The 22,434-nt window shown below is 42.3% G+C and carries 22 protein-coding genes; 12 read left to right on the top strand and 10 right to left on the bottom strand.

Annotated elements, in window-relative coordinates:
• Positions 1 to 130 precede the first annotated feature (130 nt).
• Together E0H87_RS13055 and E0H87_RS13050 are read left to right on the top strand one after the other, a co-directional pair.
• Positions 131 to 730 (top strand): TIGR00730 family Rossman fold protein, encoded by a 600-nt coding sequence (locus E0H87_RS13055; RefSeq protein ID WP_131323988.1) that lies wholly within the window; start codon positions 131 to 133, stop codon positions 728 to 730.
• Positions 730 to 1,125 (top strand): NUDIX hydrolase, encoded by a 396-nt coding sequence (locus E0H87_RS13050; protein WP_131323987.1) that lies wholly within the window; start codon positions 730 to 732, stop codon positions 1,123 to 1,125. Before E0H87_RS13055 ends, E0H87_RS13050 begins: the two co-directional genes overlap by 1 nt.
• Positions 1,126 to 1,165: 40 nt before the next feature.
• Here the strand turns inward: E0H87_RS13050 and E0H87_RS13045 are convergent, their stop codons facing one another.
• Both E0H87_RS13045 and recG read right to left on the bottom strand, forming a co-directional pair.
• Positions 1,166 to 1,801: a ComF family protein gene (locus tag E0H87_RS13045; RefSeq protein ID WP_131323986.1), complete on the bottom strand. Its 636-nt coding sequence runs from the start codon at positions 1,799 to 1,801 to the stop codon at positions 1,166 to 1,168.
• Positions 1,788 to 3,833: an ATP-dependent DNA helicase RecG gene (gene recG, locus E0H87_RS13040; RefSeq protein WP_131323985.1), complete on the bottom strand. Its 2,046-nt coding sequence runs from the start codon at positions 3,831 to 3,833 to the stop codon at positions 1,788 to 1,790. Before recG ends, E0H87_RS13045 begins: the two co-directional genes overlap by 14 nt.
• A gap of 33 nt (positions 3,834 to 3,866) precedes the next feature.
• On the opposite strand from recG, the gene E0H87_RS13035 reads away from it, so the two are divergent.
• The 3 genes from E0H87_RS13035 to E0H87_RS13025 all read left to right on the top strand — a co-directional run bounded on the left by E0H87_RS13035 (position 3,867) and on the right by E0H87_RS13025 (position 6,772).
• The gene (locus E0H87_RS13035; protein WP_131323984.1) at positions 3,867 to 4,676 is read left to right on the top strand and encodes an NAD(P)H-binding protein; all 810 of its coding nucleotides are present in this window, start codon (positions 3,867 to 3,869) and stop codon (positions 4,674 to 4,676) included.
• A gap of 254 nt (positions 4,677 to 4,930) precedes the next feature.
• Positions 4,931 to 5,545 carry a hypothetical protein gene (locus E0H87_RS13030; RefSeq protein WP_131323983.1) on the top strand — a complete coding sequence of 205 codons (615 nt, stop codon included), beginning with the start codon at positions 4,931 to 4,933 and terminating at the stop codon, positions 5,543 to 5,545.
• A gap of 30 nt (positions 5,546 to 5,575) precedes the next feature.
• Positions 5,576 to 6,772 (top strand): reverse transcriptase domain-containing protein, encoded by a 1,197-nt coding sequence (locus E0H87_RS13025; RefSeq protein WP_131323982.1) that lies wholly within the window; start codon positions 5,576 to 5,578, stop codon positions 6,770 to 6,772.
• Positions 6,773 to 6,895: 123 nt separating this feature from the next.
• Here E0H87_RS13025 and plsB read toward each other — a convergent pair whose 3' ends face one another.
• Entirely contained in the window at positions 6,896 to 9,478 is a 2,583-nt protein-coding gene (gene plsB / locus E0H87_RS13020; RefSeq protein WP_131323981.1) for a glycerol-3-phosphate 1-O-acyltransferase PlsB, read from the bottom strand.
• A gap of 289 nt (positions 9,479 to 9,767) precedes the next feature.
• Here plsB and E0H87_RS13015 point away from each other — a divergent pair, with 289 nt between their 5' ends.
• On the top strand, positions 9,768 to 10,640 hold the full coding sequence (locus E0H87_RS13015; protein WP_131323980.1) for an acyl-CoA thioesterase: 873 nt from the start codon (positions 9,768 to 9,770) through the stop codon (positions 10,638 to 10,640).
• Positions 10,641 to 10,806: 166 nt separating this feature from the next.
• Positions 10,807 to 12,051, top strand: coding sequence for a dicarboxylate/amino acid:cation symporter (locus E0H87_RS13010; protein ID WP_131324197.1), 1,245 nt, complete (start codon positions 10,807 to 10,809; stop codon positions 12,049 to 12,051).
• Here E0H87_RS13010 and E0H87_RS13005 read toward each other — a convergent pair.
• From E0H87_RS13005 to E0H87_RS12975, 7 genes are all read right to left on the bottom strand, one after another.
• Positions 12,048 to 12,467, bottom strand: coding sequence for a VOC family protein (locus tag E0H87_RS13005; protein WP_131323979.1), 420 nt, complete (start codon positions 12,465 to 12,467; stop codon positions 12,048 to 12,050). The two genes, E0H87_RS13010 and E0H87_RS13005, sit on opposite strands and share 4 nt — an antisense overlap.
• 94 nt (positions 12,468 to 12,561) lie before the next feature.
• Positions 12,562 to 13,506: a metal-dependent hydrolase gene (locus E0H87_RS13000; RefSeq protein WP_131323978.1), complete on the bottom strand. Its 945-nt coding sequence runs from the start codon at positions 13,504 to 13,506 to the stop codon at positions 12,562 to 12,564.
• 165 nt (positions 13,507 to 13,671) lie between these two features.
• Positions 13,672 to 14,493 carry a ribosome biogenesis GTP-binding protein YihA/YsxC gene (gene yihA, locus E0H87_RS12995; protein WP_131323977.1) on the bottom strand — a complete coding sequence of 274 codons (822 nt, stop codon included), beginning with the start codon at positions 14,491 to 14,493 and terminating at the stop codon, positions 13,672 to 13,674.
• Positions 14,494 to 14,580: 87 nt separating this feature from the next.
• Complete coding sequence (locus E0H87_RS12990) at positions 14,581 to 15,027, bottom strand: RrF2 family transcriptional regulator (protein WP_131323976.1); 447 nt, start codon at positions 15,025 to 15,027, stop codon at positions 14,581 to 14,583.
• Between the two features lie 85 nt (positions 15,028 to 15,112).
• On the bottom strand, positions 15,113 to 16,321 hold the full coding sequence (gene hmpA / locus E0H87_RS12985) for an NO-inducible flavohemoprotein (protein WP_131323975.1): 1,209 nt from the start codon (positions 16,319 to 16,321) through the stop codon (positions 15,113 to 15,115).
• A 205-nt stretch (positions 16,322 to 16,526) separates the two neighbouring features.
• A complete protein-coding gene (locus E0H87_RS12980; protein WP_131323974.1) occupies positions 16,527 to 18,110 on the bottom strand; it encodes a helicase HerA-like domain-containing protein in 1,584 nt (527 codons plus the stop codon).
• A 19-nt stretch (positions 18,111 to 18,129) separates the two neighbouring features.
• Positions 18,130 to 19,317, bottom strand: a complete 1,188-nt coding sequence (locus tag E0H87_RS12975) for a PLP-dependent transferase (protein WP_413773126.1) — start codon at positions 19,315 to 19,317, stop codon at positions 18,130 to 18,132.
• 158 nt (positions 19,318 to 19,475) lie between these two features.
• Between E0H87_RS12975 and E0H87_RS12970 the strand changes: the two genes are divergently transcribed.
• From E0H87_RS12970 to rplW, 5 genes are all read left to right on the top strand, one after another.
• Positions 19,476 to 20,210 (top strand): type 1 glutamine amidotransferase, encoded by a 735-nt coding sequence (locus E0H87_RS12970; protein WP_131323972.1) that lies wholly within the window; start codon positions 19,476 to 19,478, stop codon positions 20,208 to 20,210.
• Between the two features lie 272 nt (positions 20,211 to 20,482).
• On the top strand, positions 20,483 to 20,794 hold the full coding sequence (rpsJ, locus tag E0H87_RS12965; protein WP_000070912.1) for a 30S ribosomal protein S10: 312 nt from the start codon (positions 20,483 to 20,485) through the stop codon (positions 20,792 to 20,794).
• Positions 20,795 to 20,854: 60 nt separating this feature from the next.
• Entirely contained in the window at positions 20,855 to 21,493 is a 639-nt protein-coding gene (gene rplC / locus E0H87_RS12960; RefSeq protein ID WP_131323971.1) for a 50S ribosomal protein L3, read from the top strand.
• 11 nt (positions 21,494 to 21,504) lie between these two features.
• A complete protein-coding gene (gene rplD / locus E0H87_RS12955; RefSeq protein WP_016168601.1) occupies positions 21,505 to 22,107 on the top strand; it encodes a 50S ribosomal protein L4 in 603 nt (200 codons plus the stop codon).
• Positions 22,104 to 22,424 (top strand): 50S ribosomal protein L23, encoded by a 321-nt coding sequence (gene rplW / locus E0H87_RS12950; protein WP_116761962.1) that lies wholly within the window; start codon positions 22,104 to 22,106, stop codon positions 22,422 to 22,424. Before rplD ends, rplW begins: the two co-directional genes overlap by 4 nt.
• Positions 22,425 to 22,434 lie beyond the last annotated feature (10 nt).

Raw genomic sequence — 22,434 nt, 5'->3', positions numbered from 1 at the left:
TATGGGTTAAATCGATGGGTGTATTTTAGACAAGGATTTCATGAAAAACACTGATTGAATTGCTAATTTATGAAAAAATCTCGATCTACTTTACTTTCGCGGTATGACAAGATCATAACATGGTGAAATAATGACACATTCTATTGCAGTTTTTTGTGGTTCAGCGGTTGGTACAGACACAATTTTTTTAGATACAGCTCGTCATGTTGGACAAACGTTAGCGCAACAAGGCAAAACACTGGTCTATGGCGGTGGGCGCTCAGGTTTAATGGGTGTGATCGCGGATAGTGCCTTACAAGCGGGTGGGCGAGTGGTTGGTGTTATTCCGCATGCCTTGGTAGACCGTGAGTTGGCTCATCCTGATTTGACGGAATTACATGTGGTGAAAAACATGCATGAACGTAAAACCAAAATGTCCGAACTTTCTGATGCCTTTATTGCATTGCCAGGAGGCGCGGGAACTTTGGAAGAGATTTTTGAACAGTGGACTTGGGCGCAATTGGGGATTCACTTAAAACCATGTGCATTTTTAAATGTTGAAGGGTTTTATGATGACTTGCTTAAGTTCATTCACTTAACCACGCAGAAAGGTTTTACCCATTCACGGTTTAGTGAAAATTTAATTGCCGATGCATCATTAGAAGTCATCTTACAGCAGTTTGAAAGCTATGTTGCGCCTACGCCGAAATGGGGTATGACTGAGCAGCAAGACTTGGTGAAACACGCCTAATGAAACAAATTACTGTCGCTGCGGGTATTGTCTTGAATGCACAACAGCAGCTTTTATTGGTGCGTAAGCATAATACCCGTTTCTTTATGCAGGTGGGTGGCAAGCTAGAACTAGATGAAGCACCTGAACAATGTATTTTGCGTGAAATCGCGGAAGAAATTGGCTGTCAGGCGAAAATTATTCAGTTTGTGGGACGTTTTGAAACTGCTGCGGCCAATGAACCCGATTATTTATTGGTCAGCCATGTCTTTCATGTAGAACTGGACACTGCACCTCAAATTGCAGCTGAAATTGCTGAACTCAAGTGGATTGAGTTGGATGACCAGAGCACGCCTTTAGCACCATTGACTCGAGAAATCGTGTTGCCATGGGTGCGTCAGTATTTGAAGAGATAGGTATAGCTTTTTCAAATGGATTGAATCAGTACTTCTATGATTAAACCTGAGCTGCTGCAATACAGGCGGCTGTAATTTTTCGGCAGCCCAGTTCATTTAGAGCTTGCTGCAATGCTTGAAGTGAGCTGCCTGTCGTTACCACATCATCGAGCATTAACACGCGACGAAAACGCAGCCGATTGGTCGGGGCAATTTTAAATTGTTGTTCTATGCTATCCAGCCGTTCTAGACGTGTTAAGCCTTTCTGCGCATGTTGATGCTGCCGTTGAATAGGTTGCCACACTGGAATATTGAGATGCTGACTCAAACGCTGTGCCAGAATGACACTTTGGTTATAACCTCGTTCGGCTAACCGTTGAGTGGAAATTGGCATGGGAACGATGGCTTGAATTTGTTGATAGTCCAACTGTTTAAGCAGCCCTGTTAGCAAGATTTGAAAATGTAATTGCTGCTTGTATTTAAATTGTTGAATTACGCGATCAATGGGATAGGCATAATGGCAGGCGACTTGAACCTCCATTTCTTGACGTTGCACGGATTGTTTGAACCAAGGTAAATGGTTCCAGCAATCTTGACAGAGGCTCGCATGACGACCACGCTCAAGTCCACAAAACTGACAGGGTAGTACCGAATGCAGCCATTGCTGAGCTGTAAAAAAAGGTTTAAACATAGGCATAGCGAGGGGCTTCAGGCAGCCAGCGTTTCAGTAAGGCATCGGCCTGAGTTGGATAGTCTTTCAGGATTTGTTGTGCCACATAATGCGCCTGATTGAGCAAATGATCATCCCGTTCTAATTTGGCAACGCGAAAGCCCATATCTCCTGTTTGCTTAGTTCCGAGTAATTCCCCGGGCCCCCGAATTTCTAAATCTTTCTCTGCAATGATAAAGCCATCATTGGTTTCACGCATGATGCGTAAGCGTTCTTGTCCATTTTGCGAGAGAGGATTTTTATACAATAGGGCACAAAAACTGGCTGTGGCACCACGCCCGACACGCCCACGCAACTGATGCAGTTGTGATAAGCCCAGTCGCTCGGCATTTTCAATGACCATAATCGAGGCATTCGGCACATCTACGCCGACTTCAATCACCGTGGTGGCAATCAACAGTTGTAGCTCGTTGTCCTTGAACTGTTGCATGACGGCTTGCTTGTCATCGGCTTTCATTTTGCCATGTACCAGTCCGATATTGAGTGTTGGAAAGCGTTGCTTGATTTCGGCATAGGTGGCTTCTGCGGCTTGAGCATCTAGAGTTTCCGACTGTTCGACTAATGTACAAACCCAATAAGCCTGTTTGCCTTCGGCGCAATTCGTAGCAATCCGTAGCAGGACTTCTTCACGGCGGTCTAAAGGAATGGTCACCGTTTGAATCGGGGTTCGACCAGGCGGCAGTTCATCAATGACAGAGGTATCTAAGTCGCCATAAGCAGACATGGCAAGTGTGCGTGGAATAGGGGTTGCAGTCATGACCAATTGATGGGGCGTGGTTTGTTGTGCGCCTTTATTACGAAGTGCCAAACGCTGATCGACCCCAAAGCGGTGTTGCTCATCAATAATCACCAAGCCCAATTTATGAAAGGCAATACTATCTTGGAACAAGGCATGTGTACCAATGACCAGTTGAGCCGAGCCTTGTTGGATTTGTTGCTCTGCCAAGGCACGTGCTTTACCTTTTTGCTTGCCTGATAGCCATGCCACATTTAAGCCTAAAGGTTCAAACCAGCGTTTAAAATTCAAATAATGTTGTTCTGCAAGAATTTCAGTCGGTGCCATGAGGGCAACTTGCCAACCTTCTTCTAAGGCATGGCAAGCAGCAAGTGCTGCTACGAGCGTTTTACCAGCACCAACATCACCTTGTACCAGACGTAACATCGGCTTGTGTTGTTTTAAATCCTCGGAAATTTCTTTAGACACGCGCTTCTGGGCTGAGGTCATTTGAAAAGGCAAAGCAGAGAGTAGCTGTTTAGCAAAGTTTTTACTGGTGGCAAACGAAGGTGCTGCAATTTGTTGAATGTAGGCACGGCGGGTCAGAAGACTGACTTGATGAGCCACCAACTCCTCAAAAATGAGACGTTGCTGCGCAGGGTGTGAGCCTTGGCTCAACTGCAACATATTGGCATCTAGTGGTGGTTCATGGATGTAATACAAGGCTTGCTTTAAAGCATAGCCATTGGTGAATTTCTGTGGCAGCAACTCTGGTAAATCATCACTGTGCTGTTTTAACGCATGTTTAACGTATTCACGCAGTTTGGTTTGAGTGAGTCCATCAGTCGCAGGGTAAATTGCCGTGAGCTGGGTTTGCGGCAGTGGCGTGTGTTCGCTAATGAGCTGAATTTCAGGATGATACATTTCCAAGCCACGTGCACCGACACGGACTTCACCAAAAACCCGTAAACGATTGCCCACTTTGCCGCGATCCGTCAAAGCTTTATACAGGTGATAAAAGCGCAACGTGACTTTACCGAATTCATCATCCAGTAAAATGGCCATAGATTTGCGCTTTCCAGATGGAAAGTCGACAGATTTTACCGTACCTTCAAGCAGATAGCTGCGCCCAACCTCCAATTGGTTCATTGGAATGATCGTGCTACGATCTTCATAATCCCGCGGCAGATGAAACAGTAAATCATCCGTGGTGAAAATATTCAGTTTTTCAAGTAATGCAGCAGAGGCACTTCCAACCCCTTGCAATTGTTGGACTGCGGCCATGTCCCCTCAACTAAAGTGCTCATTAGGTGCTAAATGCATATTTTATTTATAGGTTATGGTAAAACATCTCAACGGGTTGCTAAACAATTATTTCAACAAGGCCACCAAATTACCACAATTAGCCGTACTGCCAAACCGCAGGATTTTGCTACACATTTGATTCAAGATATTCATCAACTTGATTTGAGTCAAATTACTCCTGTCGATATCGTCTATGTATTGTTATCTCCCGCATCGAGTACATCAGAAGGCTATCAAGCGACTTTCGTTGATGCCATTCCTGCGATGCAGAAGGCCTTACAAGCTCATCCTGTCAAAAAAGTCATCGTAGTGTCTTCAACCCGAGTTTATGGCGAACAGGTAGGGGAGCGTATTGATGATACGACATTACCTAAGCCGATCGATGCACAAGGCGAAATTCTACGGCAGATGGAGTTGATGTGGCAGGCGGCATATCCTGAGCAAAGCATCATTATTCGACCGACAGGCATTTACGGGGCGTCTGTTGCGCGTATGGTGAAGTTGGCACAGCAGACTTCGACCTATCCGAATATTCATTATAGCAATCGTATTCATATTGAAGATTTAGCCCGGTTTCTGGCACATTTGATTCACGAGGAACATCCTGAAAGTTCTTATATTGTCACGAATAATCAGCCCATTCCTTTACATGAAATTATTCAGTGGTTTCAGCAGCAGTTGGCACTACCAGTTTTAGTTTTGGAAAGCGATGCGGTATCAGGTAAACGAATTTATGCTTCCAACATGCAGCAGACGGATTTTGAATTACAGCATCCAAATTGTTTTGATGATTATTCAGTGTTGTTGGTAAAGAATGAGTGAGGAATATTTTGTACTTTGCCGAGTGAAAGATGTGAAATATTGGCTAGAAATCAGTCTTGTAAAATGGAAAATTGCCCTAAAGCCATTTTAGTGCGCTGATCACTAGAGTGACTTAATGTGAGATTTTGAGTTATAAGGAATAAGCAGATTATTTCATGTAAATGGTATTATGTTAATTTAAAAGATTATTAATATTTTAGCTAAAATTTAATTCACCATAAAAACGCTAATTAAATCTATACCTTTGATTAATTATGGCTTATATTTGCATTGTTAAATCTGAAGCGATGCCAAAACACGGCAAAAACTTCAATGATGCGACCCGAGTACAGCACATCACACCGATTTCAGCAGAGTCCTTGACAGGATCATATACGTTCATCGAGTTATTAGTGAACAGCAGGGATGGTGTGATGCGTAGAAAACTCATTCCTCTTGCTACCAGTCTTAAAGAGGAATCCAACATAAATTCGGAGGTCGTGGCTATGAAGGCTCAACAGATTCAACATAGTATGGATATTCATCAAAGCATATTTATGGCAGTAATGATTTTAATCATGCTGACAGTGCTATTAATTAGCCCTTTTAGCATGGCAACACTGCTGTCATGTTTTGTTACAATTTCATGCTTGACAAATGACTTAGTAAAGTGCTATAAATATATGGCTGTAAGCAATGTCAAAAACTGTGCGTGGGGTAAATCTGAAGCGATGCCAAAACACGGCAAAAACTTCAATGATGCGACCCGAGTACAGCACATCACACCGATTTCAGCAGAGTCCTTGACAGGATCATATACGTTCATCGAAAAATTAGTGAACAGCAGGGATGGTGTGATGCGTAGAATCACTTCGTACCTGTATGGGTAGCTGCATTATAAGCATACAGAGAAAGAGTCAATGGATTTTGAGACTTACGTTAAAGATAATTTCATTACAACTTTCAATAAATTATTTAGAAAACAATCTCCTCATCTATTAACTGTTAAGTACTATCAAGATGATTTATCGTTTAATGAGTTTAATTTAAAAAAAGAAAAAATTTTAGCTGAGATTTTAAATAACTTGGCTACTAAAACATATTCGCCAACAGCACTACATCCTAATTTTCTAGAAAAGTCAGATGGAACACTTCGATTGATTTGTATTCCATCTATAAAAGATCGAGTCATTCAAAAACTTCTTTTAAAATATATTAAGGAACATTACGAAAGTAAGTATATTTTGGCTACTGATCATGATTTCTCAGCTAAAATTACAGAAGCTGGAGCCATAAAAGCGAGAACTAAGGCTTTAAGTTTAAGAAACCAATATCCATATGTATTGAAAACTGATATTTCCTCATTTTTTGATAATTTAGATCGTCGATTAGCTATAAAAACTGTTACTGATAAGCTCGATATACCTGAAATAAATTACTTACTGGAAAAAATAATCAGGGTGGAAACAAGACTTCAAAAAGATAATTTAAACAATGAAAAAGAAAATGCTCTTTTGAAGTCTAAAAAAGGTAAGGGGATTCGACAAGGTATGCCTATGTCATCATTTCTTGCATCACTTTATCTACATGATTTTGATAGTTTTATTGATAAAGAAAATATTAAATGTGTACGATATGCAGATGACCTAATTATTTTTTGTTCTTCACGTAAACAAGCCTTAGATTATCTAAAAAAAGTAACTATAGAATTAGAAAAAATAAAACTAAATATTCCTCCTTTGGGGAGTAAATCAAAAACTCAAATAGTAAAAAACCAACCTATTGATTTCTTGGGTCTAGAATTTAAATTTGGTGGTACTAAATTTAAGGCATATGTACCGGATGTGGTTTTTAAAACAATTCATCGTAAATTGGAAGTTTATGATTCTTTAAATAAAAATCTTAAGAATAAAAAAGATTTTTCTGATGTAATTCAAGATATGAAATACATCTCTAATGGATATGGTGCAGCTTTCCCTGATGCTTGTAATATCAGTGAACTACAATATGAAATAAGTGCAAAGAAGGTAATTATTTTCTCAAAACTTCTAACATCATTAGGATTAGATATAGAGCGTCTCAGTGCTCGTCAAAAGAAATTCTTTTTTAGCATATAAGGTAATCCCCTTGCTTTCTCAACATTCCTAAATTTATTTCAGTCCATTTAACTAAAATATCATCTTATTCTTATACATACAGCATAGGTATCTGCCAATCGCAGATACCTATGCTTTTTAAAATTACTTTTTCTTACGCTTCAAACGACGTTTCGCTTGCTGAGCAGCAACTGCATCTAATACCTGCTTCAACTCTTCATCGCTAAAAGTGGTAATGTGCTGCAACATTTGCAAAGTCACATCGTCCAGTACCAAATTGGCATTGGCAGCAATATTGCTAAAGTTGCTGTCAAACACAATCGAACCTTCAGCATTGGTGCTGATATAGCCTTGCTGCGTCAGTACACGAATAAAACCTTGGAACAGGGCTTTATCAAAGAACTCTGGCGAATTGAACTCATACAGTACAGAGAGGCGCTGACCCACCAAGTGACTCAACTCTTCCACTTGACGCGTCGAGATGTTGCCAGAACCACGCTGTGTAATCAGTGCCAAAGTCATGTAATAGCGCTCTAGGCTCTGCATTACAGGACCTGCAAGGACTAACAATTGATTGTGTTCTTCGCTGTTCGGTGCAGGGGAAATTAAATGTCCTTCCGCATCTTCAGTGATAAGTTTTGCACTAATTAAAGCATCTGCATAAGCAGCGATCTGTACTTTTAAGCTTTCATCATCCCATTTAAGAAATAACTCAGCTTTCAAGAATGGATATAAGGTGCGAATCACGTTACATAAGTCGTGACGCTTGATGGTACCGTTGTGTTCAACCAAAGCCGCAATCAAAGATGGCAAGACAAAAGCATGCACAATGTTATTGCGGAAGTAGGTGAGTAATACCGCTTGATTGTCTTCAATCGCGATAATATCGCCCAGAACGTGCTTCACGCGCTTAATCAGTTTGAGTTTTAAACCGTAAGCAATAATTTCTTTGCCAGAAAGAGGTGTAACTTGTGTGCGTTCATCATAAGGCAGTGCGGTGAGTAAATTGCGATACGCATCTAACTGCTTGATGCACAACTCTTCGTCCAGAGTATGTTTTGGTGTCGCTAGTAAAATCAGAGACAATAACGATACTGGGTTAATCACTACGGCACGGTTGATGTTTTCCAAAATAGTGTGTGCTGCACTGTTCACTGCATCAGAGACCTCATTTGGAATTGGATCATCATTTTTCTGAATGCGAATCTGATCCGCACCAAAAGCTTTGAGCTTGTCATCCAAGAACACAGGTTCGCCGAAGTTTACGTGTACTTTCCCGAAGATGCGTTCAATTTTGCGCAGGGTTTTCATAATCCCAAGCACAGATTCCGCTTCTTTCGGTTTACCTTGCATTTCACCGACATAAGTTGAACCTTCCATCAGGCGTTCATAGCCGATATAGGTTGGCACAAACACAATTGGTTTGGCACGTCCACGTAAGTGACTATGAACTGTCATGGCGAGCATACCTGTTTTTGCAGGTAACAGGCGTCCTGTACGTGAACGGCCCCCTTCAATGAAGTATTCCAAAGGTGTGTTGCGCGACAGAATGCTGTATAAATATTCTTTAAAAACGGTGGTATATAAGCCATTCCCACGGAAAGTACGGCGAATAAAGAAAGCACCGCCACCACGTAATAATTGACCCACAAATGGCATATTCAGGTTATCACCCGCCGCAATGTACGGTACCATCAAACCACGTTTATAAATCACATAAGACAATAACAAGTAGTCGATATGGCTACGGTGACATGGGGTATAAATAATTTCGTATTCTTTCGCCAATTCACGTACCGTGCTGAAGTTATGCACTTCAACGCCATCATAGAGCTGTGTCCATAAACGCGTCAGCGCCATATCAGCAAAGCGTACCGCAGAAGATGAATAGTCCGAGACGATTTCATTTAAATAGCTAATTGCTCGACGTTCTGCTTCAAGCATACTGATTTTGCTACGGATACTTTCACGACGAATGGCATCTTGCACATCTTGTGCCTTAATCAGGCTGTGCATGACGTTACGACGGTCAGATAAGTCAGGACCGAGCACCACTTCACGCTGCGCATCCATATAGTTATTTAAGCTGCTAATAATATACGTTGCAGGCGATAAATTTGGATGGGTGGTTTTAGCGTACTGAATCAGGTCGCGTAAAGACTGGGCTTCGTGGAATTCCAGATAAGATTCGCGTCCATGTAAGCCAATATTCACCATCTGCTTCACGCGGCTTGGTGTTGCCCATGTATCGGTGAATAATAATTTAAACCAAGAGTCTTCTTTATCTGGCGAACGACCCCACAGCACCGTTACAGGCACCAGTTCAATATCTAAATCTGGATGCTTGTCGAGTAAATCGATCAGGCGTAATAGACGGGGTGGAAAAGTATTGGGTGGTGGACTCAGTAAGTTCTGCTCATCATGATGTTGCAAAAATAAGATCGAGGCTTTTTCTTTATGTTCACCGATCAAGAGTGAATCTAATGCGGCAGGTAATTTTAAACGACGAGTTTCGCCATCGACCACCAAGGCATTACTACGTGAATAGTTTTGTAATACATAGCACACCACTTTCTTGCTCGGTGTGTTGGCAACATTTGGGTCTTCACTGGTGGTTGGAGCTGTCGGGTTGCTGGGTACTTCACCCAAAATATGAGGGGTTACCACAAGGTCAAGTAGCTTGCTGGAAAGCTGGCGATACATTTGACCAAAGCCACGCTTGGACATAAATACTCCTAATACGGTACGAAGCCCCAAAATGTGAAGGGGGAATTATTCTGTGTAATTGTAATCAAAAATCAGATGTCATTTTCTGATAAATTCACTGCTTATGCCAAGATTCTAGCGTTAAACCAGATATTTTTAGCAATTAAATTTGAAAATTACAGTGACAGTACAGTCAATTAATCTCTAGGGGAACGGTCAACATTTATGTAATATAGTTTTAGAGCCAGCGCTCTATGGTCTTTCTAATCAACACCAACATGGGTGTGTCAAAATTTAAAACGGGTCTGCTATGAATGCCTTAACTCAAGAATTGGTTGAACTGCTTAGCCTTGAAAAACTCGAAGAAAATATTTTTCGCGGCCAAAGTCGTAATTTGGTAGGCAAACGTGTTTTTGGTGGGCAAGTTTTGGGGCAAGCTTTACGTGCTGCATCTTACACGGCAGATCGCCCCGCTCATTCCTTACATGCTTATTTTCTCTTCGGGGGGGATGTGAATGCACCCATCATTTATGAAGTGGATCGTTTAAGAGATGGGAAAAGTTTTGTCAGTCGTCAAGTGCGTGCCATTCAGCATGGGCGTACTATTTTTACCGCAATGGTTTCTTTTGCAGAACCAGAAGAAGGCTTGAATTATCAGATTCAGGAGCCGGATTATCCAGCACCGCTGCAAGTGAAATCGGAAGCTGAATTGAAACAAATGCTGGTCGAATTTGTGCCTGAAAATGTACGGGCTAGTTTTATGCGTGATCGTCATGTTGAGATTAGACCAATCGATCCAATGAATCCATATCAGCCACAACCAGCAGCGCCTTCTTACGCGCACTACATTCGTACGCATGATCCAATTACGCCAGAAATCGATGAGGTTTCACTGCATCAAGCGATTGCCGCATTTTATTCAGACTTTACTTTAATGACCACGGCATTACGTCCGCATGGTTTAAGCTGGTTATCACCAAGTCTGCAATGTGCCAGTATTGACCATGCGATGTATTTCCATAAACCCTTCCGTGTGGATGATTGGATGTTGTATGACATGGAGGCAACGGTGAGTGCCAACTCGCGTGGACTAAATTTCGGACGGATGTGGCAAAATGGTGAGTTGGTCTGTAGTACCACCCAAGAAGGCTTGATTCGGCTCAGAGAAATTGAAACGCAGTAAGATTTAAAAATTAGAAAAGCCTCATTGTAATGAGGCTTTTTTATTTTGAATCCTTATCCCAAGCTTTGCGTGATATAGGTCTTTCCTTTTGGGTAAGAAAAATTCGATTTTCACGTAGAAGGTATGCCATAGTGGTGTGACTTTAAAAGATAAAATTACAGCAGATATGAGCTTAAATACCCAAATCTTGATTGCTGCCATTCTGGGGATTGCTTTTGGTTTTCTACTCAGTGTGTTTCCACAGAGTAGTTTTTTTAGCACCAGTTTATATGGCTTGGGCATTATTAGTAGTATTTTCATTGGTCTACTGAAAATGCTGTTAGTTCCCCTGATTTTTAGTTCAATTGTGGTTGGGGTATCTAACTTACAGGCGGGTGGGCAGCTTGGGAAAGTGTGGAAAATCACGGTCGCATGTTGTGTCACCACAACCACTTTAGCGTTAATTCTAGGAATTGGCTGTGCGCATTTATTTGATGTCGGGAAGGGGGTAGATATCGCTTTATTCCAGAATGACATCAATCAATACCAAACGCCTGATACCTTAACGCCATCTTCTTTCTTTACCAATTTTATTCAAAACACTCTGATCAATCCGTTCAAAGCCTTTGCAGAAGGGAATGTCTTGGCTGTGGTGGTGTTTGCACTGTTTATTGGTGTGGCATTGGTACATGGCGGTGAGCGTTTTAAAGTGGTGCGTCAGCTTGCGGGACAGTTCTTTGAAATTATGATGCTGATGATTCGTTGGGTCATGAAACTGGCGCCATTGGGGATTTTTGCATTACTCGCCAAGCTAATTGCTACGGAAGATCTTTCTGTACTCAGTCGTTTAGCTGAATTTGCTGTGGTGGTGACAGGAACCACTATTTTCCATGGCGCGGTGGTGTTGCCATTGCTGTTATGGATTTTTGGCAAGATGGATCCTGTGACGTTCTTTAAAGGGACGCGAGCCGCACTGATTACCGCATTTGCAACCAGTTCAAGTTCTGCGACCATGCCGCTATCTATGAAATGTGCACAAGAAAACCTGAAGGTGAGTCCTGCCACTGTGGGTTTTGTAATTCCATTGGGTACGCAATTAAATATGGATGGTACAGCGCTATATGAAGCGGCAGCAGCTTTGTTTGTGGCCAATTTAATTGGTTTAGATTTAAGTTTGGGACAGCAAATCATTGTTTGCTTGACTGCAATGATTGCATCTTTGGGGGCGCCGGGTATTCCAAGTGCAGGCATGGTTACGATGATTATGGTGTTGCAATCGGTCGGCTTGCCAGCAGAGGCGATTGCCATTTTATTGCCGATTGATCGCTTGTTGGATACAGTGCGAACCGTGGTGAACGTGCAGGGTGACATGATGATTAGTGTGGTGGTTGATCGTCATACTCGTGAAGCTGTAACGGAACCAAACAGTTAGCTTTTTTCCCAACAGGGATTCCAGACAATTTCCCAGAGATGTCCATCTGGATCTTGAAAATAACCTGCATAGCCGCCGTAAAAGGTGGTTTGTGCCGCTTTGGTGATGGTCGCACCAGCCTGCGCTGCTTGGGTCATAATGGCATCGACTTCGGCTGCTGAACCAACATTGTGTCCAAGCGAAAATCCAGTCGCACAGAACGGCGTTAGAGCCAACTCCGAATCTAGGCTCAAACTTTGCTGAGGCCAAAGTGCTAGTTTTAATCCAGATTGCAGTTCAATAAAGGCAACGGCACCATTTTCATATTCTTCTCCAATAATCCCTTCACTTTTCAAACCTAATCCTTGGCAGTAAAAATCCAGTGCTGCTTGGAGGTCATGAACCGCAAGGGTCAGTACACTAAGATGGGCATGCATGACGAGTGCTCAACATCTAAACATAATTTTAAGGATGAATGAAAAAGCAGACATGTTCAGTCTGCTTTTTGTCGTGTTTGGATATTCTCGAGTTTTAGGCGACTTTGAGCATGGCACGTAAGGCCGCAGGGGATTGATTTAAATAGGCAATCGCATCTTCAGTTTTGGCTTCATGTACAGGGTCGTACCACGGCATTAAGTAGCCCAATTGCTGTGAGATCAGCCAGAGTGGATTGGGTAACAAACCATTATTGCGTTGAGAAATGGCGTACCATTCTCTCCAAATCCAAGGTTTATAGATGGCGGGGCGAATCGATTGAAAGCGCGGGTCTTGCTGCATAATATGTGCTGTACCATCGACCCAGAGTCCAAGTACCGCAGCAATGACCACAACACTGAGGTAATAACGTGCCAAATAGCCGCCACCCAAATGGCGGTACAAATCGAATGCCACGGTACGGTGTTCAATTTCTTCAGCACCATGCCATTTAACCAAATCCAGCATGGCAGGATCCGCGCCACGTTTTTGCCACTCGGTATTGTAGAGTGCATATTTACCCAAAACACAAGTCATATGCTCAACAGTGGCGATAATACCTAGACGGAACAAGTCCCATTGATGAGCCAGTGGTTTCGGGATATTTAAGCCCAGAGGTTGATCTGCTAATAGTTCTCCAAATAGGAAATCCATTAAATCCAGATTACGTTGAATATCGATGTGGCGTTCACGTAAATATTCTTTGTTGGCAGAGTTGTGTGCTTGTGCATGCATCGCTTCTTGACGAATAAAGGCTTGCACGTCTTGTTTGAGTTTTTCATCTTGAATTTGCGGTAGCACTTTATTGTACAGACGGCAAAACCAGAACTCGCCAGCAGGTAAAATCATATTAATTTCATTAATAAAATAGCTAACAAATGGTTGTTCTGGCACCCAATCTACAGGGGTATTTTGCCATTCAAATTTCACTTTGCGCGGTTGAATACGATATTGAATGGAAGAGCCAATTTTTGTTTTTTTCAGTCGTTGTAAGAGTTTCATTCTACGGTCTCAAGCTTTTTTTGACGCATTGAGGGCAGTATGAAAAAAATGTCCCGCAATGTGTTTAGCAATGCGGGACATTTCAATGTCAATTCATGATGAGTTGATCGGGTTTAGCAGTAGTTAATCTTGTTTCGGTGCTTGCTCGGGTGCATCGACTTCAAATTATTCAACCTCAAAAGCATCACTCTCATCATCTTCAAGGCTGTCTTCAGCCAAATCATCCGCTTCCGCTTCAGGAATAAGCGCTAGGTCAAACTCAGCAGATTGTTCAAGGGTGAAATTCAGACGACCACCCATGACACTGGCAAGTTCTTCTAAACCTTGTTTATTGAGTGAAGAGAACAATTGAATTGAGAAATCGAGTTTCATTTTCTTCAATTGTTGTTTCACATCTAATAGGGCTTTGTTGGCAGGACCGCGGTTCATTTTATCCGATTTGGTCAACAACACGTGTACAAACAGTTTACGTGAGTAAGCCCATTCCAACATCATTACGTCGAAATGTTGTAGGGGATGGCGGATATCCATCAACAATACCAAGCCTTGTAGGCTTTGACGATGAATCAGGTAGTTTTCGAGTTCTTTCTGCCACACAATTTTCATGGCTTCAGGCACGGCTGCGTATCCGTAGCCAGGTAAATCAACCAGACGCTGATCTGGATTACCCAAACTAAAGAAGTTGATCATTTGGGTACGGCCTGGTTTTTTTGAGGCACGTGCCAATTGTTTTTGATTAGTTAACGCATTAATTGCACTGGATTTACCTGCATTGGAGCGTCCAGCAAACGCAATTTCGTAGCCAGTATCTTCTACACAGATATCGAGCTTGGGTGCACTCATTAAAAATGCGGCTTTGCGTAGCCAGTTGAGTGCACGTACAGCATATTCAGTAATCGCAGGATCAAGCTTTTTTTCATAGCTGATCTTTTGCTTAGGCGCCTGCGCGGTTTTACTGTTTTTTGATTTTCCTCTGCTGTGGTGCATAACTCAACTTCATTCACTAGTTTTCAAGTGCCTAGTATAAAGGAAGTCGCCCACACACGCGAATTTTCCTCTTGTGGTCTGAAAATATTATAGGTTGAGCAGTTCAATGCCATTGGTCATGGTCTTGGTATTTTTAGCATTTGAGCGAGCCAGTACTTCGCCTAAGGTGTATTGATTTAAATGCTGATAAAACTGTTCGAGTGCTTGATCTAAAATACCTTTTAGACCGCAATGACTTCTGATTACACAGGGCGGATTGTTGCATTCTACAATTGGATTTTCACCTTGCAAGGTGCGGACTGCTTCACCGACTTTAAGGTGTACCGCCTCGGGATTTAGCCGTATGCCGCCACCTTTACCACGGGTGGTAATCAGCCAGTTTTGTTTGCCCATAAAGTGCACAATTTTAACCAAATGGTTTTGTGAGACTTGAAGGTCTGCTGCAATTTCAGCAATGGTATAAGCATTGTCTCTCGGTCGTGAAATATACATCAGTATGCGCAGGGCATAGTCGGTAAATTTATTTAGCTGCATGATTGTGCTCATCTTTTTTTGAGATGAATAGATAAGGCTAGTCTAACATAGACTAGCCTTATACGGTACGCATGCGGTAGCAGGTTTAGATGCGAACTCCACCTGTACCAAATGCTTCACTATGAATTTGTTCAGGCTTAATGCCACGAGCGACGAGGGCTTTATGCTGCTCAGCCATAAATGGCATTGGACCACAGAGGTAGTAATCGGCATTTTTTGGTAACAATGCTGCATCTACTGTGCCTAAGTCTAAGCGTCCAGCGACATCATAATCTTCACCTAATACATCGCCTTCATGTGGAAATTCGTAGGCGGTAAACGTTGTTAGGCGAGGGAATTTTGATTTTTGCTCATGAATATGTTGTTTCATGGCATGGACTTGGCTGCTACGACACGCATGAATAAAGCTGACAGGTTGTGGCATATCCAGTGTAACCAATTGATTAAGCATGGCAATCATTGGGGTTAAGCCGACACCACCACTGATAAAGACATTGCGTTTGCTGCTATCAATCAGATAGAAGTTACCCGTTGGTGCAGAGACTTCAATTTCAGCACCTTTAGCCAAACCATGTAGTGTGCTTGATACCCAACCGCCCGCTAAATCACCTTTTTCATCTTCACGTTTTACTGAAATACGTAAATAGTCTGCTTGTGGGCTCGTAGATAAGGTGTATTGGCGAGGTTGTTTTAACCCTAGCTCTTCGACAAAGACGCGAACTGAAATATATTGACCTGCTTCATATTTTGGTAATGCGCCGCCGTCGACAGGTGCGAGATAGAAAGAGGTAATTTCATTACTTTCTACGACTTTCTTGGCAATTTTAAAATTACGCCAGCCTAACCAACTGCCTTGTGTTTGTTGATGCAGATTATAAATGGCTTTTTCAGTGCTAATAAATAGATCAGCCAACTGACCATAAGCCGCTGCCCATGCATCAATTAATGGATCTTCCATCGAGATGTTTAGGACTTCACTGATTGAATGGAGTAAATTTTCGCCCACAATATTATAGTCAGGAGCTTGAATATTCAGGCTGACATGTTTGTGTGCAATTAATTCAACCACAGGCAAAAGAACAGAAGGATCTTCGATATTTTCTGCATAAGCCAATACAGCACCCGCAAGTGCTTGTGCTTGAGCACCGCTACGTTGGTGTCCCATGTTAAAGGTTTCTTTTAATTCTGGGTTATTCCCTAACATGCGGTTATAAAAATAGCCCGTTAATGCAACGCCATTTTCACGAAGAACAGGGACAGTGGCTTTTACAAGTTCAATTTGCTGCGGAGTCATGAGGTGATCTCACTTGGCTGTTATTTATAAGATGTATTTAAAATACATCTTTGATATTTTAATTGCAATCTATTTTTAACACAAAACCATATTTTTTTTATGGAATAAATAGTCTAAGGGTCTATGCTGAAAATTTGGCAATAGGAATTGTATGATTTACCTAAGTTTTTTATGTGTAGATTACGCCCTAAGGTGGTGGGAAAGCTTATTTCCCACCAAACAAAGAACCCAATAAACCCCGCACAATTTTTTGTCCAGTTGAGCCACCTAAACTGCGAGCAGCACTTTTGGCAAAAGTTCCGACCGTGTCTTGAATCAGCTTCTCACGCTGTTTGGCTTCATGTTCGGCTTCTTTTTGCTGTTCTTTTGCAATACGCTCTTGTTCACGTGCTTGTTGCTTAGCCATTGCTTCAGCTTCTTTGGCCTGCTGTTTCGCGAGCGCTTCTTGTTCTTTGGCAAGTTGTTTTTCTTGTTCAACTTGTACCGCTTGTTGCTGGCGTTCAGCGACTTTGTTTTGTAGAAGTTCGAAGGCACTTTCGCGATCTAAGCTTTTTTCATAAATGCCTGCCACGATACTTTGTGAAATCAAGACTTGACGTTGTTCTGGACTAATCGGGCTGAAAGAGGAATAGGGAGGCATTACCCATGCACGCTCGACAATTTGCGGTATGCCTTGTTCATCAAGGCAACTGATGAGGGCTTCACCGATGCCCAGTTCAGTAATGGCTTGTTCAACCTTAAATTCAGAGTTGGCACGAAACGTATCCGCAGCCGTTTTAACGGCTTTTTGATCTTTAGGTGTAAAGGCACGTAAGGCATGTTGTACCCGATTTCCGAGTTGCCCTAACACACTTTCAGGCAAATCCAGCGGGTTCTGGGTCACAAAATAAATACCAACGCCTTTGGATCGAATTAAGCGCACCACTTGTTCAATTTTTTCTTGCAGCGCGGCACTGGCATTATCAAACAGTAAATGGGCTTCATCAAAGAAGAACACCAGCTTGGGTTTATCCATATCGCCAACTTCAGGCAGTTGTTCGAATAATTCAGAGAGCATCCAGAGTAGAAAAGTGGCATATAGCTTTGGAGTATTCATGAGCTTGTCAGCGGCTAATATATTGATATAGCCATGACCATTACTATCGGTCTGAATAAAATCAAGAATATTTAGGCTGGGTTCACCAAAAAATTGATCTCCACCCTGATCGGCGAGCGCCAGTAAATTGCGTTGAATGGCACCTAAGCTGGCAGGGGAGAGATTGCCATATTCAGCTTTGAATTCTGCTGCATGTTCGCTGACATAACCGAGCATGGCTTTTAGATCTTTAAAGTCAATCAACAATAAACCTTGATCATCAGCAATGCGAAAAACTGCCGATAAAACACCTTCTTGAGTGTCGTTTAAATTCAGCATTTGCGCCAATAAAAGGGGGCCGATTTCCGAAATTGTGCTGCGAATTGGATGTCCTTGTTCGCCAAATAAATCCCAGAACACTACAGGCGAGGCGGCAAAGGGAATAGAGTCAATTCCGAGGCTTTTAATACGCTCATCAAATTTTGGATTGCTACTGCCTGCTTGGGCTAGACTCGAAACATCTCCCTTGGCATCGGCAAGGAAAACGGGCACACCAATGCGTGAAAAACTTTCCGCCAATACCTTTAAGGTCACCGTCTTACCAGTTCCCGTTGCACCCGCAATTAGACCGTGCCGATTGGCAAATTGAGAATGTAAAACAATGTCTTGTGTTGTATCAGTGGTTTTTTTTGCAATGACGATTGGTGTACTCATTTTTCACCTATTTTAGAATTTATTCGAGCTGTTTTAATGCGTTTTGAATATCTTGGACTAAATCCTCAGCATCTTCTAGTCCTATACAAAAGCGGACCAATAAACCTTGTTGTAAATGTGTATTTTTTAGTGAGCGCATGTGGTTGAGTTCATACAGCATGACCAAGCTGATTGGGCCACCCCAGCTAAATCCGAGTTTAAATAAATTCAGATGATCACAAAATTTACGCACTGCTTTTAAGTCATATTCGGGTTTAAAAATTACACTCACCAAGCCTGCACTTTTTCCTGTTGTACAGACTTGTTTCCAGTGCGTATGCCCAGCAGCATCAGGGTCACTTGGGTGTAAGACCTGACTAAATTGTGGTTGCTGTTTTAACCATGCGAGCAACTTCAAGGCAGATGTCGCTTGTTGTTCGTAACGAATGGACATATGAGCCAAGCTACGCTGAATCTGGGCAGTGTCATCGCCAGAGATGGCAATACCTTGTATGGCATGCATACGGAATAATTGATGGTGAAGTTGCTGATTGCGTGTTACCACAGAGCCCATCAAAATATCGCCACCACCACTCGGATATTTGGTTAAGGCATGTACACTGATATCTACGGCTAAGTGCTCAGCAGCAAAATCAAACGGGTTAAATGCTAAACCTGCCCCCCAAGTATTATCCAATACGGTCAAAATCTGTTGAGCTTGTGCTTTTTGAACTAAGCCGACCAAGTCTGGAAATTCTAAGGTGACGGATCCTGCGGCTTCGAGCCACAGGAGTTTGGCATGCTGAGATGGCGCAAAACTCGTAACATCGACAGGATTATAAACTTTGACTTGAATGCCATAACGTTTTTCCAGATTGCGCAGATGTTCCATATTGGGACCATAGACATTATCGGGTACCCAGACTTCATCGCCTTGTGCCAGTAAGGCAGAATTGACCAAATTAATTGCGGATAGTCCACTGGGTGCCAATAAGCAATAGTCTCCACCTTCAATTTGAGCAATTTGGTCTGCTAAGGTAAACGTTGTTGGAGTGCCATGAGTGCCATAGCTGTAGTCATACGGGTCAGTCCAGTGGCGATTAAATAGTGCATCGGTATTTTCAAAAATAATGGTAGATGCACGAAACAAGGGAGGTTGAACGCTGGAAATATATTGGGGTGCTTTTCTTGGTGCATGAATTAGCGCAGTTTGAGGTTTCTTGTTCAAGATGAGGCTCATGTAAAGCGTAAGATGGCATCTAGATTAAGAGAATAAGTTAATTTTCGCTACCGAATTGGGAAGAACTGTAAAAACAGGCAACCAAATCAAAAGTTGGCTTCAATTTTGCTAAATCTAAGCAAAGCTACAACAATAGGTTACAGCGCATGAAGTCGCATTTAAAAGTACATTATTTTCAGCATATTGCTGGTGAAGGGTTCGGTAGTTGTTATGAGTTTTTAAAAGCACATCAGGCACAGATTACAGCCACAGAATTTTTTGCCTTACCTGTGGATTTGCCGCTCGAAATTGAGGCTTTGCCGCAAATTGAAGATGTCGACCTTCTCATCATTATGGGAGGGGCGATGAGTGTAAACGATGAAGTAAATTATCCGTGGCTAAAAATCGAAAAACGTTGGCTCAGACGCTATTTGGCTTTAGGTAAACCAGCTATTGGGTTGTGTCTGGGAGGGCAATTGATTGCGAATACTTTGGGTGCAGCAGTAAGTAAAAGTAATATGCAGGAATTGGGTTGGACCACTGTACGTAAAGTACAACATGTACCCCAAGATTGCTTTGCGTTACCTGAGCATTTCAATGTCATGCAGTGGCACAGTGAGACCTTTGAGATTCCGAAAGGTGCAATTCATTTGGCGGAAAATGATGCCTGTCGTAATCAAATGTACCAGATTGGAAGAAATGTACTCGGTTTTCAATTTCATCCCGAAATTACACCAGAAACCCTGAGTTTATTTTTAGAGAATGATGATGAGCTGGCTCACTTTTCTGGAGCCTTTGTACAAACTGAAAGTGAATTAAAACGCTCACAGAAGGCACATTTTTTAGAGGGAAATCAGTTGCTCAATCAAGCAATTGAGTATGTCTTACAAAAAACAGCATAGCGATTAAATAATAAACAACTGAAAATCATGGAAATTTGAAAAAAAGACCAAAAAAGGCAAAATGGATTTGCTTAAGCGTTAAACAATGGCTATAATGAGCGACCCTTTAATGAAAGGGGGTTAACTGCGAAGAAAGTAGTTAACATCGTGACAGTCGTGGCATCGATCATGACCTTAGTGATATTTCACTGCTCTTGACACTTACCCTTTATTTAGTGGGGTGAGATGCGTCAAGGGTGATTCTTTATATATTTGGCTTGGAGTTAACTGGTATGTCTAACCAGAGAATTCGTATCCGTTTGAAGTCTTTTGATCACCGTTTAATTGATCAATCTGCTCAAGAGATCGTAGAAACAGCAAAACGTACTGGCGCACAAGTTTGTGGTCCAATCCCGATGCCAACTCGCATCGAACGTTTCAACGTTTTAACATCACCACACGTTAACAAAGATGCGCGTGACCAATATGAGATCCGCACTTACAAACGTTTGATCGACATCGTTCAACCTACAGATAAAACTGTTGATGCATTGATGAAGTTAGATCTTGCTGCTGGTGTTGATGTTCAGATCGCTTTGGGTTAAGGCTTTCGGTTAATTAACGCTTTTAAAGTTAATTAGGCCGCTTTTTTAGAGGTTATGCACATGGCTATTGGTTTAGTCGGTCGCAAGTGCGGTATGACCCGTATCTTTACAGATGCTGGTGTTTCTGTGCCTGTAACAGTGATTGAGGTTGATCCTAACCGCATCACTCAAATCAAAACGCTTGAAACTGATGGTTATCAAGCGATTCAAATCACTACTGGTGAACGTCGCGAATCTCGCGTAACTAACGCTCAGAAAGGTCACTTTGCGAAAGCGGGTGTTGCTGCTGGTCGTCTAGTTCAAGAATTCCGCGCTACAGAAGCTGATCTTGAAGGTCGTGAAGTTGGTGGTATTCTAACTGTTGATTTGTTCACAGTTGGTCAAATCGTTGACGTTACTGGTACGTCTAAAGGTAAAGGTTTCCAAGGTGGTGTTAAGCGTTGGAACTTCCGTACCCAAGATGCTACACACGGTAACTCACTTTCTCACCGTGTTTTAGGTTCTACTGGTCAAAACCAGACTCCTGGTCGCGTATTCAAAGGCAAAAAAATGGCTGGCCATTTAGGTGCTGAACGCGTAACTACACAGGGTCTTGAGATCGTTGCTATCGACACAGAACGTTCAGTTCTAGTTGTTAAAGGCGCGATTCCTGGTGCTACTGGTGGCGACGTTACCGTTCGTCCTACGATCAAGGCCTGAGGGGAAATAACGTGAATTTAAAAACTGTTTCCGGCTCTGCTGTTGAATTATCTGAAGTTGCTTTCGGTCGTGAATTTAACGAAGCTCTTGTACACCAAGTTGTTACAGCTTACTTAGCTGGTGGTCGTCAAGGTTCGAAAGCTCAGAAATCACGTGCTGACGTATCTGGCGGTGGTAAAAAACCATTCCGTCAAAAAGGTACTGGCCGTGCGCGTGCTGGTTCTATTCGTAGCCCAATCTGGGTTGGTGGTGGTAAAACTTTTGCTGCTCGTCCACAAGATTGGTCTCAAAAAGTAAACCGCAAAATGTACCGCGGTGCAATGCAATGTATCTTAGCTGAACTTGTTCGCCAAGATCGCCTTGTATTAGTTGAAGAGATTGCTGTTGCAGCTCCAAAAACTAAAGAATTGCTTGCGAAACTTAACGACTTGAATGCTACTCGCGCATTGATCGTTACTGATGCTGTAGATGAGAATCTATATCTAGCAGCTCGCAACATTCCACACGTTGATGTGGTTGATGCTACTGCAATCGATCCTGTTAGCTTGATCGCGTTCGATAAAGTTGTTATGTCTGTTGCTGCTGCTAAGAAAATTGAGGTAGAACTCGGATGAACAACGAACGTATCTATCAAGTCCTACAAGGACCTGTATTCTCAGAAAAAGCACAAGTTTTAGGTGAGACTGCTGGTGTTCAAGTTTTCAAGGTTGCACTAGATGCAAACAAACTTGAAATCAAAAAAGCAGTTGAACAACTCTTTGGTGTTCAAGTTGTTAAAGTTAACACAACGATCACTAAAGGTAAGTCTAAACGCTTTGGTAAAACATTAGGACGTCGTTCTGATGTTAAAAAAGCATACGTCACCCTGAAAGCTGGCCAAGATGTTGAAATGGCTGACTTGGGCGATACCGCTGAAAGCACAGCGGAATAAGGACGAGAAT

Origin of the sequence: Acinetobacter sp. ANC 4178 (genome assembly GCF_004331175.1) — a bacterium.
Classification (GTDB): Bacteria; Pseudomonadota; Gammaproteobacteria; order Pseudomonadales; family Moraxellaceae; genus Acinetobacter.
This window is presented reverse-complemented; position numbering and strand designations above follow the sequence as displayed.

Bases quoted from the DNA above. Each gene is read 5' to 3' on its own strand.
- rpsJ (WP_000070912.1), top strand. From the start codon at position 20,483: ATGTCTAACCAGAGAATTCGTATCCGTTTGAAGTCTTTTGATCACCGT.
- rplW (WP_116761962.1), top strand. From the start codon at position 22,104: ATGAACAACGAACGTATCTATCAAGTCCTACAAGGACCTGTATTCTCA.
- E0H87_RS12980 (WP_131323974.1), bottom strand. From the start codon at position 18,110: ATGAGTACACCAATCGTCATTGCAAAAAAAACCACTGATACAACACAA.
- E0H87_RS13015 (WP_131323980.1), top strand. From the start codon at position 9,768: ATGAATGCCTTAACTCAAGAATTGGTTGAACTGCTTAGCCTTGAAAAA.
- E0H87_RS13030 (WP_131323983.1), top strand. From the start codon at position 4,931: ATGGCTTATATTTGCATTGTTAAATCTGAAGCGATGCCAAAACACGGC.
- hmpA (WP_131323975.1), bottom strand. From the start codon at position 16,321: ATGACTCCGCAGCAAATTGAACTTGTAAAAGCCACTGTCCCTGTTCTT.
- plsB (WP_131323981.1), bottom strand. From the start codon at position 9,478: ATGTCCAAGCGTGGCTTTGGTCAAATGTATCGCCAGCTTTCCAGCAAG.
- E0H87_RS13025 (WP_131323982.1), top strand. From the start codon at position 5,576: ATGGATTTTGAGACTTACGTTAAAGATAATTTCATTACAACTTTCAAT.
- E0H87_RS13005 (WP_131323979.1), bottom strand. From the start codon at position 12,467: ATGCATGCCCATCTTAGTGTACTGACCCTTGCGGTTCATGACCTCCAA.
- E0H87_RS12990 (WP_131323976.1), bottom strand. From the start codon at position 15,027: ATGCAGCTAAATAAATTTACCGACTATGCCCTGCGCATACTGATGTAT.
- E0H87_RS12970 (WP_131323972.1), top strand. From the start codon at position 19,476: ATGAAGTCGCATTTAAAAGTACATTATTTTCAGCATATTGCTGGTGAA.
- recG (WP_131323985.1), bottom strand. From the start codon at position 3,833: ATGGCCGCAGTCCAACAATTGCAAGGGGTTGGAAGTGCCTCTGCTGCA.
- E0H87_RS13010 (WP_131324197.1), top strand. From the start codon at position 10,807: ATGAGCTTAAATACCCAAATCTTGATTGCTGCCATTCTGGGGATTGCT.
- yihA (WP_131323977.1), bottom strand. From the start codon at position 14,493: ATGCACCACAGCAGAGGAAAATCAAAAAACAGTAAAACCGCGCAGGCG.
- rplC (WP_131323971.1), top strand. From the start codon at position 20,855: ATGGCTATTGGTTTAGTCGGTCGCAAGTGCGGTATGACCCGTATCTTT.
- E0H87_RS13045 (WP_131323986.1), bottom strand. From the start codon at position 1,801: ATGCCTATGTTTAAACCTTTTTTTACAGCTCAGCAATGGCTGCATTCG.
- E0H87_RS13035 (WP_131323984.1), top strand. From the start codon at position 3,867: ATGCATATTTTATTTATAGGTTATGGTAAAACATCTCAACGGGTTGCT.
- E0H87_RS13050 (WP_131323987.1), top strand. From the start codon at position 730: ATGAAACAAATTACTGTCGCTGCGGGTATTGTCTTGAATGCACAACAG.
- E0H87_RS13055 (WP_131323988.1), top strand. From the start codon at position 131: ATGACACATTCTATTGCAGTTTTTTGTGGTTCAGCGGTTGGTACAGAC.
- E0H87_RS13000 (WP_131323978.1), bottom strand. From the start codon at position 13,506: ATGAAACTCTTACAACGACTGAAAAAAACAAAAATTGGCTCTTCCATT.